Here is a 14,529-nt window from a genome sequence, read left to right as displayed (position 1 = left end):
CGGGGAAGCTAAAACAATGAAGTTCGTATGGACGGCGATCGTTGCGATCGCCTGCTTTGGAATGGACGCGCGGCCGGCGCTGGCGCAGCAGTCCACTCACGGCTGCGCCTGCCTTCACAACGAGACGCAGGTGCCGATCTCCTATCGCTACAGGTGGGGCGAGGGTGAGTGGCAGACGCGGCAGCTCCAGAAGGGCTACCAGGTCGCGATCTGCTGGCCCTACAAGGACGCGCAGAAGAGTTCGCCGAACCTGGCGTTCCAGCTCGACGTCGACATGTCGAAGGGCAGCGCCTGGACGACCTACACGATCGCGCGGGTGCAGACGGCCGGCAGTGCGTGCAGCAACGTCGGCGGCGGCGGGCATTACAATGTCGCCTACCGGCCGAACACCAACAACATGTTCATCCAGATCCAGAAGCGTAACTGAGTTCTGCGACGCGAGCCCGCTCGCGTTGACAGCCAGATAGGGCGCGCCCACGCTTCCGACAAAACCGGAGGAAACGAATGGCGCGCTACGATCGCGTGATCCGCGGCGGAATGGTCGTCGACGGCAGCCGTCTGCCGCGCTTTCGCGGCGACATCGGCATCAAGGACGGCCGCATCGCGGAGATCGGCCAGATCTCAGCAAGCGACGCCGACGAGGTGATCGATGCCGGCGGCCTGATCGTGGCGCCGGGCTTCGTCGACCTGCATACGCACTACGACGCGCAGCTCTTCTGGGATCCCTACTGCACGCTCTCCTCGTGGCACGGCATCACCTCGGTGGTGATCGGCAATTGCGGCTTTGGCTTTGCCCCTGTGCGGCCGGCCGAGCGCGAGCGGGCGATGATGTCGATGACCCGGGTCGAGGCGATCCCGATGGCCTCGATGCAGCAGGGCATGCCGTGGAACTGGGTGACATTCCCGGAGTTCCTCGACAGCGTCGATGCCGCGCCCAAGGCTGTGAACATCCTGCCCTACGTGCCGGTGTCACCGCTCTTGATCTGGGTGATGGGCTTCGAGGCCGCGAAGGCCGGCAAGATGCCGACGCCGGAGCAGCATGCGGAACTGAAGCGCCTGCTCAATGAGGCGATGGATGCCGGCGCCTGCGGCTGGTCGGCGCAACGCATGAAGCCCACCGGGCCGTCGGCGGTGCAGCGTGACTATGACGGCACGCCGATGCCGACCGACGTGATGCACGACGAGACCTGCCGCGAGTTCGCGCGCGTGCTGGCCGAGCGCAACGAAGGTTTCATGCAGATGCTGCTGATCTCGGGCGACAACGCCAGGGATCGCGCCTTCTACGAGGAGCTTTCTACCTTGAGTGGCCGGCCCATGATCATGAACGTGATCCAGGCCTTCGATCACCGGCCCGAGATCCACCGCCGCGGTCTCGCGTGGCTGAAGAGCTGCCGCGAGCGCGGCATCCGCGTGGTCGGGCAGGGGCTCACGACCGACGCGGGCTTCACCTTCACCTTCGAGGACTGGAACCTGTTCGACGACTCGCAGGACTGGTGCGATGCGACGACCGGCACGCGCGAGGAGCGGCTGGCCAAGCTCGCCGATCCGGCGCGCCGCGCGAAGTTGCGCGAAAACCTGCCGATCACCGCGACGGGGCCGCTGCCGCAGATCGCCATCGTCGGGCCAAAGACCGAGCGCAACAAGAAATGGCTCGACTACACGCTGGCCCATGCCGGTGAGAAGATGGGCAAGCATCCGGTCGACGTCATGCTCGACATGGCGGTCGAGGAGAATCTCGAGACCGAGTTCTTCGCCGCACCTCCCAATGGCAGCATCGAGTACCTGAAGGAACTGGTCGACGATCCCTACATCCTGTTCGGCGTGTCCGACGGCGGCGCCCACACCAAGTTCCTCACGGCCGGCCGCTATCCGACCGAGACGATCTGCAAGGTGGTGCGCCAGCACGGCATGCTGAGCCTCGAGGATGTGCACTGGCGGCTGTCGGCCTTGCCGGCCGAGGTCGCGGGCTTCCGTGGTCGCGGCATGCTGAAGAAGGGCGCGCCGGCCGACATCGTGATCTACGACTATGACGGGCTTAAAGTCCTGCCCGACGAGATCGCGCACGACCTGCCGGGCGGCGAATGGCGCCGCGTGCAACGTGCCTCGGGCTACAAGTACATCCTGGTGAACGGCGAGGTCACGATGCGCGATGACAGGCCGACCAACACCTATTCAGGGCGTTTGCTGCGGCACGGGGCGTAAGCCCTCGGTCGTCCTTCGCTGCGCTCAGGACGACAAAGTGCGCGCCCTACTGACAGGCCTGCCCCTTCACCGGCACGCGCAGTTTCCAGCACAGGTTTTCGCCCTCGGCGGCGCGGCCGGAATTGCAGAAATAGACTTCCTTGTCCTTCTGCAGCCACAGGCCGCCCGGGATCGCGGCCTTGATCTCGTAGCTCATTGAAATCAGCAGGCCAGGCGACATCGAGGCCGCCTCGGAATATTGCGACACGCAGGCCTGCGGCTTTCCCGCTTGCGGCTGCTGCGGTTGAGCCCACGCGACACCGCTTGCCAGCCAAACGAGCGCGAAGGCCAAAAGCGACTTCATCGGAACCCCTTACCAAAAACTACTAAGATTTTAGGTTAATATGGGTCCGGATGCAACGCAGGCGGGTAATCTCCCGCGCAATACCCCACCGTCAGTCGTAAAATTGGGGAGACCGCTTCTGGGCCGTGCTCTGTGGCTTGTCGTGGTTGATCCAGAGCTCGGCCTTCTTCTCCGCCAGAAGATCGGCGATGCGCTTGTAGGAGGCCTGGGTCTGTTCGGCGCTGGTGTTCATGGAGGCGACACGGCGATTGTCCCAGTTGTCCTTGAAGTGCGCGGCATCGCCCGACAGCACGATCCATCCGGTCTTCGGAAGATGCACGAGCAGCGACTGATGGCCGGGCGTGTGCCCCGGCGTGGAGATCACCGTGGCACTGCCGTCGCCGAACACGTCGAGGTCGCCGGTTAGGGCCTTCACCGGCCGCTCCGCCTTGAAGGGCGCTTGCTTGCCGGCGGCAAAGGCGAAGTCGAGTTCGGCCTTCTGGATCAGCAGCGTCGACTTGGGGAACATGTCGACATTGCCGACATGGTCGCCGTGGGTGTGCGAGACCGCGACGAAGGTCACGTCGTCGGGCTTCACGCCGACCTCGGCGAGCTGCGCCGCCAGTGTCTTGGCGCGCGTGGCGGTGCCGACCGGCGAGGTCATCGGCTTGTCGAGGATGGCGTCGGGATAGCCGGTGTCCCACAGCAGCCACTGGTTGCCGTGCTTCATCAGATAGCAGTTGTCGGAGAGGTCGAGCGGCTTGCCGACATTGACGCCGGGCGACCAGCGCGACTGGTCGGTGGCGGCGTTGTGGCCGCAATCCATGACATAGAGTTTCTCGACGGTTCCCCCTGACTGGCCCTGCGCCTGGGCGAGCGACAGCGGCGCGGCGGCGAGGAGCAGGGAGGTGAAGAGGGCGGCGACGGACCGGCGCATGCTCTACTCCTTCTCGACCACGGTGGTTTCGAAGTCGGCCGGCATGGTGATCTCGATCAGCTCGAGATCGTCGGAATGGTCGATTTCCTTGTGCTTCACGCCGGGCGGTTGATAGACGGTCGAACCGGCGACCAGCTTGTGCTGGCCATAGCCTTCGTATTCGAAGATCGCCCAGCCCTTCAGCACGTAGACGAACTGGAATTCCAGCGCATGGCTGTGGCGCGGCGCGTCGGGATGCTGGCCGGGCACGGCGCGGATCACATGCGCGCCGACCTTGCCGCCGGTCAGTTCCTTGAGGCCGAGTGGCCGGTATTCGAAGAAGGGACGCAGTCCGTCCTTCTGGAACGAGTCCGGTCCGAGATGGTTCACGATGCCGGGGCCGCCGGTGGCCGCTTCTTCCTTGAGCTGTTCCTGCTCGGCTTCGCCGGTCGTGGGAAACAGGTCGGGCATGCCATCCTCCATTTTGATTTGGAGGCGAGCATGCACCGTTCCCCGGCCGCGGTCAGCAGCCGGGGGAGGCAAGTCCGATCAGCAGCGCGTGACTTCGCGCATCTGCCAGCACTGCGCGTCGCCTTCGATCGGCCGGCCGGAATTGCAGTAGTAGAGATCCTTGTCCTTCTGCAGCCACAGGCCGTTCGGCACGGCGGCTTTGATCTCGTAACCGGCCTTGATCATCGTGATCGCCGACTGGCCCGGGATCGCATTGTACTGCGTCAGGCAGGCCGGAACGGCCGTCTGGCCCTGTCCCGGCGCCTGCGCGCCCTGTACGGGCGCCGGCTTGGCGGGGGCCGCGCTCTGTTGCGAATAGGCGATGGTTCCGGCGGCCACGGCCACCAGCACGGCGAGCGCAGACGCGCCCGCAACGAGCATTTTCATATCCAGCTCCTGCGTCGTTCCCCGACTATGAAACTGACGGGTTCGCGTCCCCACGCCGAACCCACCCACACACAGGGCGGAACCTAGATATATTGCACTCGCGGCGCAACCTTGAAAAAGCGCCTCGGAATCAGGGGAAATTACTGCGCGGTCACCGAAATCGTGACCGTGTAGCTGGCCGGATCGCGGCGGCTGTAGAGGATCAGCAGGTAGGGGCCGGGCTTGGGCAGGGCGCCGACCCAGGCGGCAGGCTCCTCCATCGGGCCGGCGTCGTGCATCGGCTTGCCGTCGAGCGCCAGGGTGCCGTCGGGGTTGGTACGGACGGCGGTGCCAGGCTCCCAGACCTGGAAGACGACATTGTTGCCGGGCGACGTGACCATGATGTTCATCGTCTGACCGGCCTGTCCCGGCACGTAATAGAGACCGCGCGCCTTGGTGTCGGCGAGGCTGCCGGTGACCGTCGTGCTGGCCGGTGCCGGCGACAGCGTGACGGTACGGATGGCGGGAACCTGCTGGGCGAGGGCGGGCGCAGCGGCGAGGAGCGGCAGGGTGCCGAGGAGGAAGCGTCGGTTCATCGCACTACCCTAGCAGACAGTTTCGACCGTGCAGACTATCGTCGGGAAAACTGGGGGAGGACGACCATGCCGAAAACATTGTTCATCGATTCGACGCCCGACATCGACCAGGTCTGGAAGCGTGTCCATGGCGCGAGCGACATTCCCGTCGTCGTCAACATGGGGCCGGTTTCCGAGGATCAGGTGCCGTGCAAGGTCGAGGGCTACGACACCGTCATCAACGACGCGACCTATTTCAGCGAGCCGACGCTGAAGGCCTGCACAGGGCTGAAGCACATCGTCTTCCTCGGCACCGGCGCGGCGAGCTTCGTCGACGTCGCGGCAGCCGAACGGCTCGGCATCAAGGTGTCGACGATCGGCGGTTACGGCGACACGACGGTGGCCGAGCATGCGATGGGCCTGGTCTTTGCCGCAGCCCGGCACATCGCGACCATGCACGGCATCGTGCGCGGCGGCGGCTGGCGGCCGATGCAGGGCATGGAGCTCAAGGGCAAGACGCTGGGCATCGTCGGCCTGGGCGGCATCGGCCGCGAGATGGCGCGCATCGCGCAGGGCATCGGCCTGAAGGTGATCGCCTACAACCGCTCGCCCGTCTCGGGCGGCGCCGTGAAGACGGTGGGGATCGACGAGCTGCTGGCGCAGTCCGACATCGTGAGCCTGCATCTCGCGCTGAACGATTCTACGCGCGGCTTTCTCGACCGGGCGAAGCTCGAGAAGACCAAGTCGGGCGTCATCATCGTCAACACCGCGCGTGCGGGCGTGGTCGACGAGACGGCACTGATCGACCTGCTGCGCGCGGGCCGCATCGGCCACTACGCGACCGATGTCTTCGGCAAGGAACCGACGCCGCCCGAGGAGCCGCTGTTGAAACTCGACAACGTCACCCTGACCGCGCACGCCGGCTACAACACACCGGAAGCCGCGATGACGATGTACCGCCGCGCGATCGACCTGGCGGCGAAGGGGTGAAGGTCATTGGAGCGCGCAACTCCAGTTGCGCTCATATCTTGCTGAACAACGAAGGAAGAGCGCAACTGGAGTTGCGCGCTCCGATTAGGCGCCTCAGGTAATCGCGTTCTCGGTGTCGGGATCGAAGAAGTGGAGGCGGCCGGGCTGGACGCTGAGGCGGACCTGGTCGCCGGCGGCGATTGCGGATTCAGGAGGCACGCGGGCGGCGGTCACGCGGGCGTCGCCGACGCGGGTTTCGAGCAGGATCTCGGAGCCGAGCTGTTCCACCACCTCGACCTTGGCCGCAAAGCTGCGGCTCACGACGCCGTCGCCCAGGATCAGGTGCTCGGGCCGCAGGCCCATGATCACGCGGCGCCCGAGGTAGGCTTCGAGGGCGCGGCTGCTGGCCTCGGTGACGGCGAGCTTCACCGCCGCCGACTGTGCCACGATCGTGTCGCCTTCCTTCGCGATGGTGACGTCGAGGAAGTTCATGGCCGGCGCGCCGATGAAGCCCGCGACGAACTTGTTGACCGGATTGCCGTAGACGGTGAGCGGCGTGCCGGCCTGCTGGACGCGGCCATCCTTCATCACGACGACGCGGTCGCCGAGCGTCATCGCCTCGACCTGGTCGTGGGTGACGAACACCGAGGTCGTCGGCATCTGGGCGTGCAGCCGCTTGATCTCGATGCGCATCTGCGCCCGCAGCTTGGCGTCGAGGTTCGAGAGCGGCTCGTCGAACAGGAAGACCAGCGGGTTGCGCACGATGCAGCGGCCGAGCGCCACGCGCTGCTGCTGGCCGCCCGAGAGCTGGCGCGGCTTGCGCTTCAGGAGGTCGTGCAGCCCGAGCATGCCGGTGGCGCGGTCGATCGCGGCCTTGATCTCGGCTTCGGGAATCTTCTTGTTGCGCAGGCCGAAGGCCAGATTGTCGTAGACGCTCATGTGCTGGTAGAGCGCGTAGTTCTGGAACACCATCGCGATGTCGCGGTCGCGCGGCGGCAGATGGTTGACGACCTGGCCGCCGATGCGGATCTCGCCGCCGCTGATGTCCTCCAGCCCTGCGATCATGCGGAGCGTCGTCGACTTGCCGCAGCCCGACGGTCCGACCAGCGCCACGAATTCCTTGTCGGCGATGGTGAGATCGACGTCCTTCACGGCGTGATGCATCGTGCCGTAATGCTTGTTGAGCTTGTCCAGTACGATCTCAGCCATGATCCCCGCCGACTTTGCTTACGCTGCGCGTGATGCCCCGCCGCGCAGGTGCGCGGCGGGGGTATCGCTTCGGGCCGTTAGGGCGTCGCCGCCTTGGTGACCAGCGGCGCGCCGTCGGCAAGGACCTTGCCGATATCCTCGCGCTTGCCGGTGACGGCCTTGGTGACGGCGTCGTTGAACGCCTTATGCACGGCCGGCCACTGCGGGAAGTAGTAGGCGCCACGCACCTTGTCGGGTGAATCGAGGGCCGCTTCCTTCAGCAGCTTCATGAACGGGTCCTGGGCCGCGATCTTGTCCCAGAACTGCGTGTTGGGCGGCGGCGCGCCGGTCGCCTTCCACAGCTTCATCTGGCCTTCCTCGTCCATCATCATGGCGCCGAGCATCTGCTTGGCCAGCGCCTTGCGCTCGGGCGAGATCGACTTCGGAATGGCCCAGCCCCAGATGTCGTCCCAGGCGAAGTTCTTCTGGCGGTTGGGACCGAGCGGGAAGCGCGCGGCGGCAACCTTGCCCACGACCTTCGACTTGGCGGTGTCGTTGAAGGTGCCCCACCACAGCGAGTCGGCCACGGTGAAGGCGGCATCGCCCGCCATGAACACCGCGTTGGCTTCGTTGCGGTCGTAGGCCGGCATGCCGCGCGGCGAGATCTTGTGGGTGTTGATCGCATCCCACCAGTATTCGACGGTCTGCTTCATGCAGGGATCGCCGAGGCCCGACTTCCAGCCGGCGGCCGCCAGCTTGGCGTTGTCGCGTTCGTAGAAGGGCATCAGCACGTCGCAATTGTTGCCCCACATCGACCAGAACCAGCTGAACCAGCTGTTGTTCATCGACATGGCGCCGACATAGCCGAACTTCACCTTGTTGGCGGCCTGCAGCTTCTTGCTCATGTCGACGACTTCGGCCAGCGTCTTCGGCACTTCGTTGGGCTGCACCAGGTCGGAGCGATAGAAGAACACGCTGAAGGTCTGGCCCATCGGCACGACCGTGTTCTGGCCCTGCGCATTGCCGAACACGACCTTGTCCATGCCCCATTTCTCGGCGAACTGGAGGCCCGGCACGTCGTCGGTCGGCTCGAGCAGGTGAGCCCAGAGCTGGCCCCAGTCGTCATTGTGCCAGATGACGTCGTACTGGTCGGAGTTCGAGGTCAGCGACGCCGTCATCTTCTCGACGTAGACGCCGTAGGAGTTCGGCACCTTCACGATCTTGATGCCGTTCTTGGCGCCCCAGGTCTCGAACATGGCGATCGAGGCGTCCTGGATCGGGCTCGGCTGGTAGCCGATGCGCAGTTCCTTGACCGCCTGGGCGTTGGCGCCGCCTGCGACGAGCAGTCCGGCGGCGGCTGCCATCGCAGCCAGTGTCCTACGTCTCACGCTCATCTCGTTTCCTCCTCGATTGGATCCTGGTCTTTGTCTTGTTGTTAGATCCGCCCCATCAGATCCTGAGGCCGCGGATCACGTATTTCTGGCCGAACAGGGCCAGCAGGAAGGCGGGCACCAGCGCCATGACCGCGGTCGCGGCCATGAGGTTCCAGCGCAAGCCCATTTCGGTGACGAACTGCGCCATCACCACGGTGATCACCGGCACCTTGTTGCCGGTCAGGATCAGCGCGAACAGGAACTCGTTCCAGGTGAACAGCCAGCACAGCACGGCCAGCGCCGAGATCGCCGGGATCGCCGACGGCAGCGCCACCCGCACGAAGGCGCCCCAGCGCGTGCAGCCGTCGATCAGCGCGGCATGCTCCATCGACGGGTCGATGCCGTCGAAGAAGCCCTTCATCAGCCAGGAGAAGAAGCAGATGTGCACGGCGATGTGCGGCAGCAGCAGTCCGAGATAGGTGTCGTAGAGGCCCCAGCTCTGGGCCACGAAGTAGAGCGGCAAGACCCAGGAGATGTAGGGCACGCAGCGGAACACGTAGATCGTGCCGAACCAGGTCTGTGCCGCCGGCCCCTTGAAGCGCGACAGCATGTAGCCGCTCGACACTGTCACCAGCAGCGAGAAGATCGTCGCCAGGGTCGAGATGATGGCCGAGTTGATGAAAGCGTGGATCAGCCGGTCGTCCTGCAACACCTCGGCGAAGCTCGCGAGGGTGAACTCGGTGCCGCGATGGACGTAGTAGACACCCGACTCGGGCCGCAGCGAGGTCAGGATCAGCCACAGGACCGGGAAGGCGAAGGCGAAGCAGATGCCGAACAGCGCCAAGCCGAACAGCAGGCGGCGCACGCCCTTGGGCAGGCCGGAGAACATCAGGGAGCGGCGGACCATCGCCATCGGATCAGGCCTTCGTGACGCGATCGACGATGCGGTAGAGACCGATGCCGACCACAAGGATGATGAGACCGCCCACGATTGCCGCCGCCGAGCCGCGACCGAGGTCGAGGTTCAGGAAGGCGAGCACGTAGGCGTAGAGGCTGAATAGTTCGGTCGAACGGCCGGGGCCGCCGCCGGTCAGGGTCCACACGATGTCGAAGGTGCGGAACGCGTCAATGGCGCGGATCACGACGCAGACCACGATCACCGGCTGCAGCATCGGCAGGGTGAGGTGGCTGAACACGCGCCAGGTCGAGGTGCCGTCGATCTCGGCTGCTTCGAACGGCTCCTTGGGCAAGCTCTGCAGGCCCGCGAGCAGGAGCAGGGTGAACCACGGCGTCCACAGCCAGATGTCGGTCAGCACGATGATGCCGAAGGCGCTCCAGCGCTCGACCAGCCATGGCTGGCCCTCGAGGCCAAGCCCTTCCAGCACGGCGTTCACGACGCCGAACTGATCGTTGAACATCCAGCGCATCATGATGGCCGCGATCACCGGCGCCACCATCAGCGGCACCATCAGTACGGTCTGCACGATCTTCTGGCCGCGGAACGGCCGGTTGAGGAGGAGGGCGAGGCCGAGCCCCAGGACCAGCGCGCCGGCCACGCTCAGCACCATGAAGATGAAGGTGTTGGGCAGCACGACTTCGAGGAACGCCGGATCGGTGATGACCGACTTGTAGTGATCGAGCCCGACCCAGGTCTTCTTGGGATTGTACAGCGCCCAGTCGCGAAAACTCGCATTGGCGCCGATCACGATGGGCACGACCTGGAAGAGGCCCAGTAGCAAAGCTGCGGGCGCAATGAGGAACAGCATGAACCGCTGCTGTTCGCCGAACATGGGTCGTCGTGTTGGCGTCACGCGCCGTCCTCCCCCCGTACCACTCTTCTTCGTGCCGACGCTTGTTTCGCGCCGTTTTTACACTCGCTGCGTCACGGCAACTTCTGTTTGAAGAGCCGCGACAGGTTGAACGCTAGCATTCCGATAGCAAGGCGGGAAGTCGCATCCTGCGTGTGGACGAGGCTATTCGAGTTTGACGTCCATGCTGTAGTTGGCGTTGCCGCGCGTGCTGCCGATCGCGATGATGTAGGTGCCCTTGCGTAGCAGGCGGCCCGTCCAGCGCGTCGCATCCTCGCCGGGGCCGCCGGTGCGCAGCGCCTTGCCGGTGAAGATCAGTTGTCCGTCGCCGTCGCGGTGGATCGCGGTGTCGGGCTCATAGATCTGGAAGATCGCATTGCCGCCGGGCGTCGTCATCGACACGGTCATATATTGGCCAGCGTCTCCGGCCAGCGAATAGAGATTGTACTCGCCGCGCTGGACATGACCGCCGACGGTGCCGCTCCTCGCGCCGGAAGAAAAGTAGATCGGTCTCGGCGCAGGAACGGGGTCGGCCGCCGACAGGCCGGCCGGCACGGCGATCAGCGCAAGCAGGACAGAGAAAACGGAAAGCGCGATCTTCGTCATGGTGCGTGAAGGGTGTCCCGCCCGATCATCGGACGCAAGAGCGCGCCGTCTTCCTTTGGTCATTCGTGCGCTATACTATGCCTCGCTTTCCCGCTCCCAGAGGACCGGAAAGCACATGGCGCATATCAGGCTCAATACCCATCCTGCCCAGGGCGGCCAGCCGGCCCCTCCGGTGGTCTGGGGCGCGCGCGATCCTGCCGTCAGAGGCCCCGTCGTGGGCACGGTCGGTCTCACCTCGCATCGCAACGTCATCGGCGTCCATTCCGGCAGCTACGGCATCTATCGGGCGCTCGCGATCGCGGCGCAGGAGCTGAAGGCCGATCACCGGCCCGACCTCACCAACACCTCGCCGGCCGAGCGCATTGGTCCCTTCGAAGGCTGGTTCGACCCGAAGAAGATCGTGTCGCTCGATCCGTGGGGCCACCTGGTCTCCGAGGTGTTTGCCGACAAGCTGGCCGCGGGCTGGGACATTCGCCCGACCATCGCGATCACCAAGGCGCATGTGAACATGCCCGAGATCATGGAGGCGATGGCCGCCGGCCGGCTGAAGCCCGACAACGACATATTGAGCGGCTCGGGCGACGTGAAGGTGACCAAGGCCGCGATCGAGCCGGTCTGGTGGCTGCCCGGGATCGCCGAGCGTTTCGGCGTCAAGGAAACCGACCTGCGCCGCACGCTCTTCGAGCAGACCGGCGGCATGTACACCGAGCTGGTGACGCGGCCCGACCTCGAACTCTTCCTGCCGCCGATCGGCGGCGCCACGATCTATTTCTTCGGCGACGTGTCGAAGCTCGGCAAGCCCGGGGCGAAGATCGCCTGCCGTCTCCACGACGAATGCAACGGCTCCGACGTGTTCGGCTCCGACATCTGCACCTGCCGGCCCTATCTCGCGCACGGCATCGAGATCTGCATCGACATGGCCCAGAAGGGCGGCGTCGGCGTCGTGATCTACAATCGCAAGGAAGGAAGGGCGCTGGGCGAAGTGACGAAGTTCCTCGTCTACAACGCGCGGAAGCGTCAGCCCGGCGGCGATTCGGCGGCGCAATACTTCAACCGCACCGAATGCGTGGCGGGCGTGCAGGACATGCGCTTCCAGGAGCTGATGCCCGACATCTTCCATTGGCTCGGCATCAACCGAATCGACCGCTTCGCCTCGATGAGCAACATGAAGTCCGACGCGCTGCGCGAGCAGGGCATCGAGATCGTCGAGCAGGTGCCGATCCCCGAGCATCTGATCCCCGCCGACGCGCTGGTGGAGATGGATGCCAAGAAGGCGGCCGGCTATTTCAGCCCGACCAAGCCCGGCTCCAACGAGCTGGCGCGCGCCAAAGGACGGGGGCTCGACGAATGAGCGGCTTTCCGTGTCATCCAGTGTATGGACGCGCATGCTGAGAAACGATCTGGCCTACCTGCGCACGCCCGTCGCGATCCGCGAGCGGGCGGCGATGGTCCTGAAGTATGTCGTCGATGGGCAGTCGCAGTGGTTCCAGCTCGATCCCAACGGGCTCGAGACTGCCGTGCAGGCGACGCTGGCCGTCGCGCGCGAGCGCTTTCCCGATCCGGCGACGATCCCGTTCCATTCGCGCTGGCGGCACTTCGAGGCCGGCGGCCGTGACCGCTGGAGCGCACTGGCCGGGCGGCTGAAAGGCCTGCCGCCCGAGGAGATCGCGCGCCGCCGCATGGACCTCGCGGTCGTCTCGGTGCTGCTCGATGCCGGGGCCGGGCCCGACTGGAGCTATCGCGAGCCGGGGACGACCGAGACCTACGCGCGCTCCGAGGGGCTGGGCGTCGCGAGCTTCCATATGTTCGCCAACGGTGCGTTCAGCCGCGACGCCAAGGGCGATCCGCTGCGGGTCGATGCCGAGCGGCTGGCGAAGCTCACGCCCATGGATATCGCTATGGGCTTCCAGGTGAAGGCGCACAATCCGCTGCTTGGCCTCGAAGGCCGCGCCGAGTTGCTGCGCAAGCTGGGCAATGTCGGATTGGAGCGGCCGGGTGCGCTGTTCGACATCGTGGCGGGCAGCGCGACGGGCGGCAGCGAAGTGAAGGCCGAGGCCATTCTGGCCGCCGTGCTCGACAAACTGTCGCCGATCTGGCCGTCGCCGCGCGGCGACGTGTGGGAGCATCCGGCGATCGGGCTGGTGCCGTTCCACAAGCTCTCGCAATGGATGAGCTATTCGTTGGTCGAGCCGATCGAGGGCGCTGGCCTCAAGGTCGTGGCGCTCGACGCGCTGACCGGCCTGCCGGAATATCGCAACGGCGGGCTTCTGGTCGATGCCGGCGCGCTGCGGCCCAAGCAGCGCGTGCTGCTGGAGAAGAGCTTCGGGCCCGGCGACGAGGCGATCGTGGAATGGCGGGCGCTCACCGTGGCGCTGCTCGACCAGATCGCCGAGCATGTCCGCCTGCATCTTGGTGTGGACGCCGCCCGCCTGCCGCTGGTGAAGGTGCTGGAGGCCGGCACGTGGTTTGCGGGGCGCCGTCTGGCCGCGGAGCGCCGTCCCGGCGGCGGCCCGCCCATCGCCGTCGAAAGCGACGGCACGGTGTTCTAGAAGTTCCTGGGGAGAAGAAGACAATGTCATTGCCGCACTCGATCCATGTCGTCACGCATCCGCTGGTGCAGCACAAGCTGAGCAAGCTGCGCGACAAGGCGACGTCGAGCACGAATTTCCGGCGCCTGCTGCGCGAGATCGGGCTGCTGCTGGGCTACGACGCCACGCGCGACCTGCCGATGATGCAGGCGCGCATCGAGACGCCGATCGAGGCGATGGATGCGCCGCTGCTCGACGGCAAGAAGCTGGTCGTGGTGCCGATCCTGCGCGCCGGCCTCGGGCTGGCCGAGGGCGTGATCGACCTGGTGCCGCTGGCCCGTGTCGGCCATGTCGGCCTCTACCGCGACCCGCGCACCCTGCAGGCGGTCGAGTATTACCTGAAGATCCCGCAGGACATCTCCGACCGCGACGTCATCGTCTGCGATCCGATGCTGGCGACCGCCCATTCGGCCATCGCGGCAGTCGACCGGTTGAAGGAGTCCGGGGCCAAGCGCATCAAGTTCATCTGCGTGCTGGGCTCGGAGCAGGGGGCGCGGACCTTCGCCGAGGTCCATCCCGACGTCCCGGTGTTCGCGGCAGCGATCGATGCAAAACTCAACGATCACGGGTATATTGTTCCCGGGCTCGGCGATGCGGGAGACCGTCTCTTCGGGACCAAATAACGATAACGGGAGAAACACCAATGTCTCCGGACCTGAAGTACCTCCTCTTTTCCGTGATCCTGACGTTCGTACAGATGCTGGTGGCGGCCACGGGCGCCAACCAGGCGGTCGGCCTGCCAACCTTGGCCGGCAACCGCGAAGGCCTATCCGAGATCAGGGGCTGGGCGGGACGCGCCAAGCGCGCGCATCTCAACATGATCGAGAACCTGGTGCTGTTCGCGGCGCTGGTGCTGATCGCGGCGGTGGCCGGCAAGGCCAATGCCATGACCGCGATGGGAGCGATGATCTTCTTCTGGGGCCGCGTCGCCTATGCCGTGATCTACGTCGCCGGCATTGCCTGGCTGCGCACCCTGGCGTGGTTCGTGTCGGTCATTGGCATGGTGCTCATCGCCATCGAACTGCTGAAGGCAATGTAAAGGAAGGGCCGTGGGGGGGGGGGGGGGGGGGGGGGGGGGGGGGGGGGGGGGGGGGGGGGGGGGGGAC

Annotated in this window: 17 protein-coding genes; 7 read left to right on the top strand and 10 right to left on the bottom strand. The window is 65.6% G+C overall.

The window, feature by feature from the left end; translation table 11 throughout:
* The first annotated feature begins 16 nt into the window (after positions 1-16).
* Both AC1RP5_RS24095 and AC1RP5_RS24090 read left to right on the top strand, forming a co-directional pair.
* The gene (locus AC1RP5_RS24095; RefSeq protein WP_493114914.1) at positions 17-427 is read left to right on the top strand and encodes a hypothetical protein; all 411 of its coding nucleotides are present in this window, start codon (positions 17-19) and stop codon (positions 425-427) included.
* Between the two features lie 77 nt (positions 428-504).
* On the top strand, positions 505-2,202 hold the full coding sequence (locus AC1RP5_RS24090) for an N-acyl-D-amino-acid deacylase family protein (protein ID WP_493114913.1): 1,698 nt from the start codon (positions 505-507) through the stop codon (positions 2,200-2,202).
* A 46-nt stretch (positions 2,203-2,248) separates the two neighbouring features.
* Here AC1RP5_RS24090 and AC1RP5_RS24085 read toward each other — a convergent pair whose 3' ends face one another.
* The 5 genes from AC1RP5_RS24085 to AC1RP5_RS24065 all read right to left on the bottom strand — a co-directional run bounded on the left by AC1RP5_RS24085 (position 2,249) and on the right by AC1RP5_RS24065 (position 4,912).
* Positions 2,249-2,545, bottom strand: a complete 297-nt coding sequence (locus AC1RP5_RS24085) for a hypothetical protein (protein ID WP_493114911.1) — start codon at positions 2,543-2,545, stop codon at positions 2,249-2,251.
* A 91-nt stretch (positions 2,546-2,636) separates the two neighbouring features.
* Entirely contained in the window at positions 2,637-3,461 is an 825-nt protein-coding gene (locus tag AC1RP5_RS24080) for an N-acyl homoserine lactonase family protein (RefSeq protein WP_493114909.1), read from the bottom strand.
* 3 nt (positions 3,462-3,464) lie between these two features.
* Complete coding sequence (locus AC1RP5_RS24075) at positions 3,465-3,911, bottom strand: cupin domain-containing protein (RefSeq protein ID WP_493114908.1); 447 nt, start codon at positions 3,909-3,911, stop codon at positions 3,465-3,467.
* 78 nt (positions 3,912-3,989) lie between these two features.
* Positions 3,990-4,337 carry a hypothetical protein gene (locus AC1RP5_RS24070; protein WP_493114906.1) on the bottom strand — a complete coding sequence of 116 codons (348 nt, stop codon included), beginning with the start codon at positions 4,335-4,337 and terminating at the stop codon, positions 3,990-3,992.
* 140 nt (positions 4,338-4,477) lie between these two features.
* On the bottom strand, positions 4,478-4,912 hold the full coding sequence (locus tag AC1RP5_RS24065; protein WP_493114904.1) for a hypothetical protein: 435 nt from the start codon (positions 4,910-4,912) through the stop codon (positions 4,478-4,480).
* A 66-nt stretch (positions 4,913-4,978) separates the two neighbouring features.
* On the opposite strand from AC1RP5_RS24065, the gene AC1RP5_RS24060 reads away from it, so the two are divergent.
* Entirely contained in the window at positions 4,979-5,881 is a 903-nt protein-coding gene (locus AC1RP5_RS24060) for a 2-hydroxyacid dehydrogenase (protein ID WP_493114902.1), read from the top strand.
* Between the two features lie 93 nt (positions 5,882-5,974).
* Here AC1RP5_RS24060 and AC1RP5_RS24055 read toward each other — a convergent pair whose 3' ends face one another.
* The 5 genes from AC1RP5_RS24055 to AC1RP5_RS24035 all read right to left on the bottom strand — a co-directional run bounded on the left by AC1RP5_RS24055 (position 5,975) and on the right by AC1RP5_RS24035 (position 10,835).
* Positions 5,975-7,069 carry an ABC transporter ATP-binding protein gene (locus AC1RP5_RS24055; RefSeq protein WP_493114900.1) on the bottom strand — a complete coding sequence of 365 codons (1,095 nt, stop codon included), beginning with the start codon at positions 7,067-7,069 and terminating at the stop codon, positions 5,975-5,977.
* Positions 7,070-7,146: 77 nt separating this feature from the next.
* Complete coding sequence (locus tag AC1RP5_RS24050; protein ID WP_493114898.1) at positions 7,147-8,442, bottom strand: extracellular solute-binding protein; 1,296 nt, start codon at positions 8,440-8,442, stop codon at positions 7,147-7,149.
* A 55-nt stretch (positions 8,443-8,497) separates the two neighbouring features.
* Complete coding sequence (locus AC1RP5_RS24045; protein WP_493114897.1) at positions 8,498-9,334, bottom strand: carbohydrate ABC transporter permease; 837 nt, start codon at positions 9,332-9,334, stop codon at positions 8,498-8,500.
* A 4-nt stretch (positions 9,335-9,338) separates the two neighbouring features.
* Complete coding sequence (locus AC1RP5_RS24040; protein ID WP_493114896.1) at positions 9,339-10,211, bottom strand: carbohydrate ABC transporter permease; 873 nt, start codon at positions 10,209-10,211, stop codon at positions 9,339-9,341.
* 183 nt (positions 10,212-10,394) lie between these two features.
* Positions 10,395-10,835, bottom strand: a complete 441-nt coding sequence (locus AC1RP5_RS24035) for a hypothetical protein (RefSeq protein ID WP_493114894.1) — start codon at positions 10,833-10,835, stop codon at positions 10,395-10,397.
* Between the two features lie 115 nt (positions 10,836-10,950).
* Here AC1RP5_RS24035 and AC1RP5_RS24030 point away from each other — a divergent pair, with 115 nt between their 5' ends.
* The 4 genes from AC1RP5_RS24030 to AC1RP5_RS24015 are packed head-to-tail and all read left to right on the top strand — an operon-like array spanning position 10,951 to position 14,462.
* Entirely contained in the window at positions 10,951-12,186 is a 1,236-nt protein-coding gene (locus AC1RP5_RS24030; protein ID WP_493114892.1) for a GTP cyclohydrolase II, read from the top strand.
* Positions 12,187-12,220: 34 nt separating this feature from the next.
* Positions 12,221-13,384, top strand: coding sequence for a URC4/urg3 family protein (locus AC1RP5_RS24025; RefSeq protein WP_493114891.1), 1,164 nt, complete (start codon positions 12,221-12,223; stop codon positions 13,382-13,384).
* A gap of 23 nt (positions 13,385-13,407) precedes the next feature.
* Positions 13,408-14,046, top strand: a complete 639-nt coding sequence (upp, locus tag AC1RP5_RS24020) for a uracil phosphoribosyltransferase (RefSeq protein WP_493114889.1) — start codon at positions 13,408-13,410, stop codon at positions 14,044-14,046.
* A gap of 20 nt (positions 14,047-14,066) precedes the next feature.
* Complete coding sequence (locus AC1RP5_RS24015; protein WP_493114887.1) at positions 14,067-14,462, top strand: MAPEG family protein; 396 nt, start codon at positions 14,067-14,069, stop codon at positions 14,460-14,462.
* Positions 14,463-14,529: the final 67 nt, after the last annotated feature.

The organism is Reyranella sp. GW821-FHT12G01, assembly GCF_058806575.1.
This window is presented reverse-complemented; position numbering and strand designations above follow the sequence as displayed.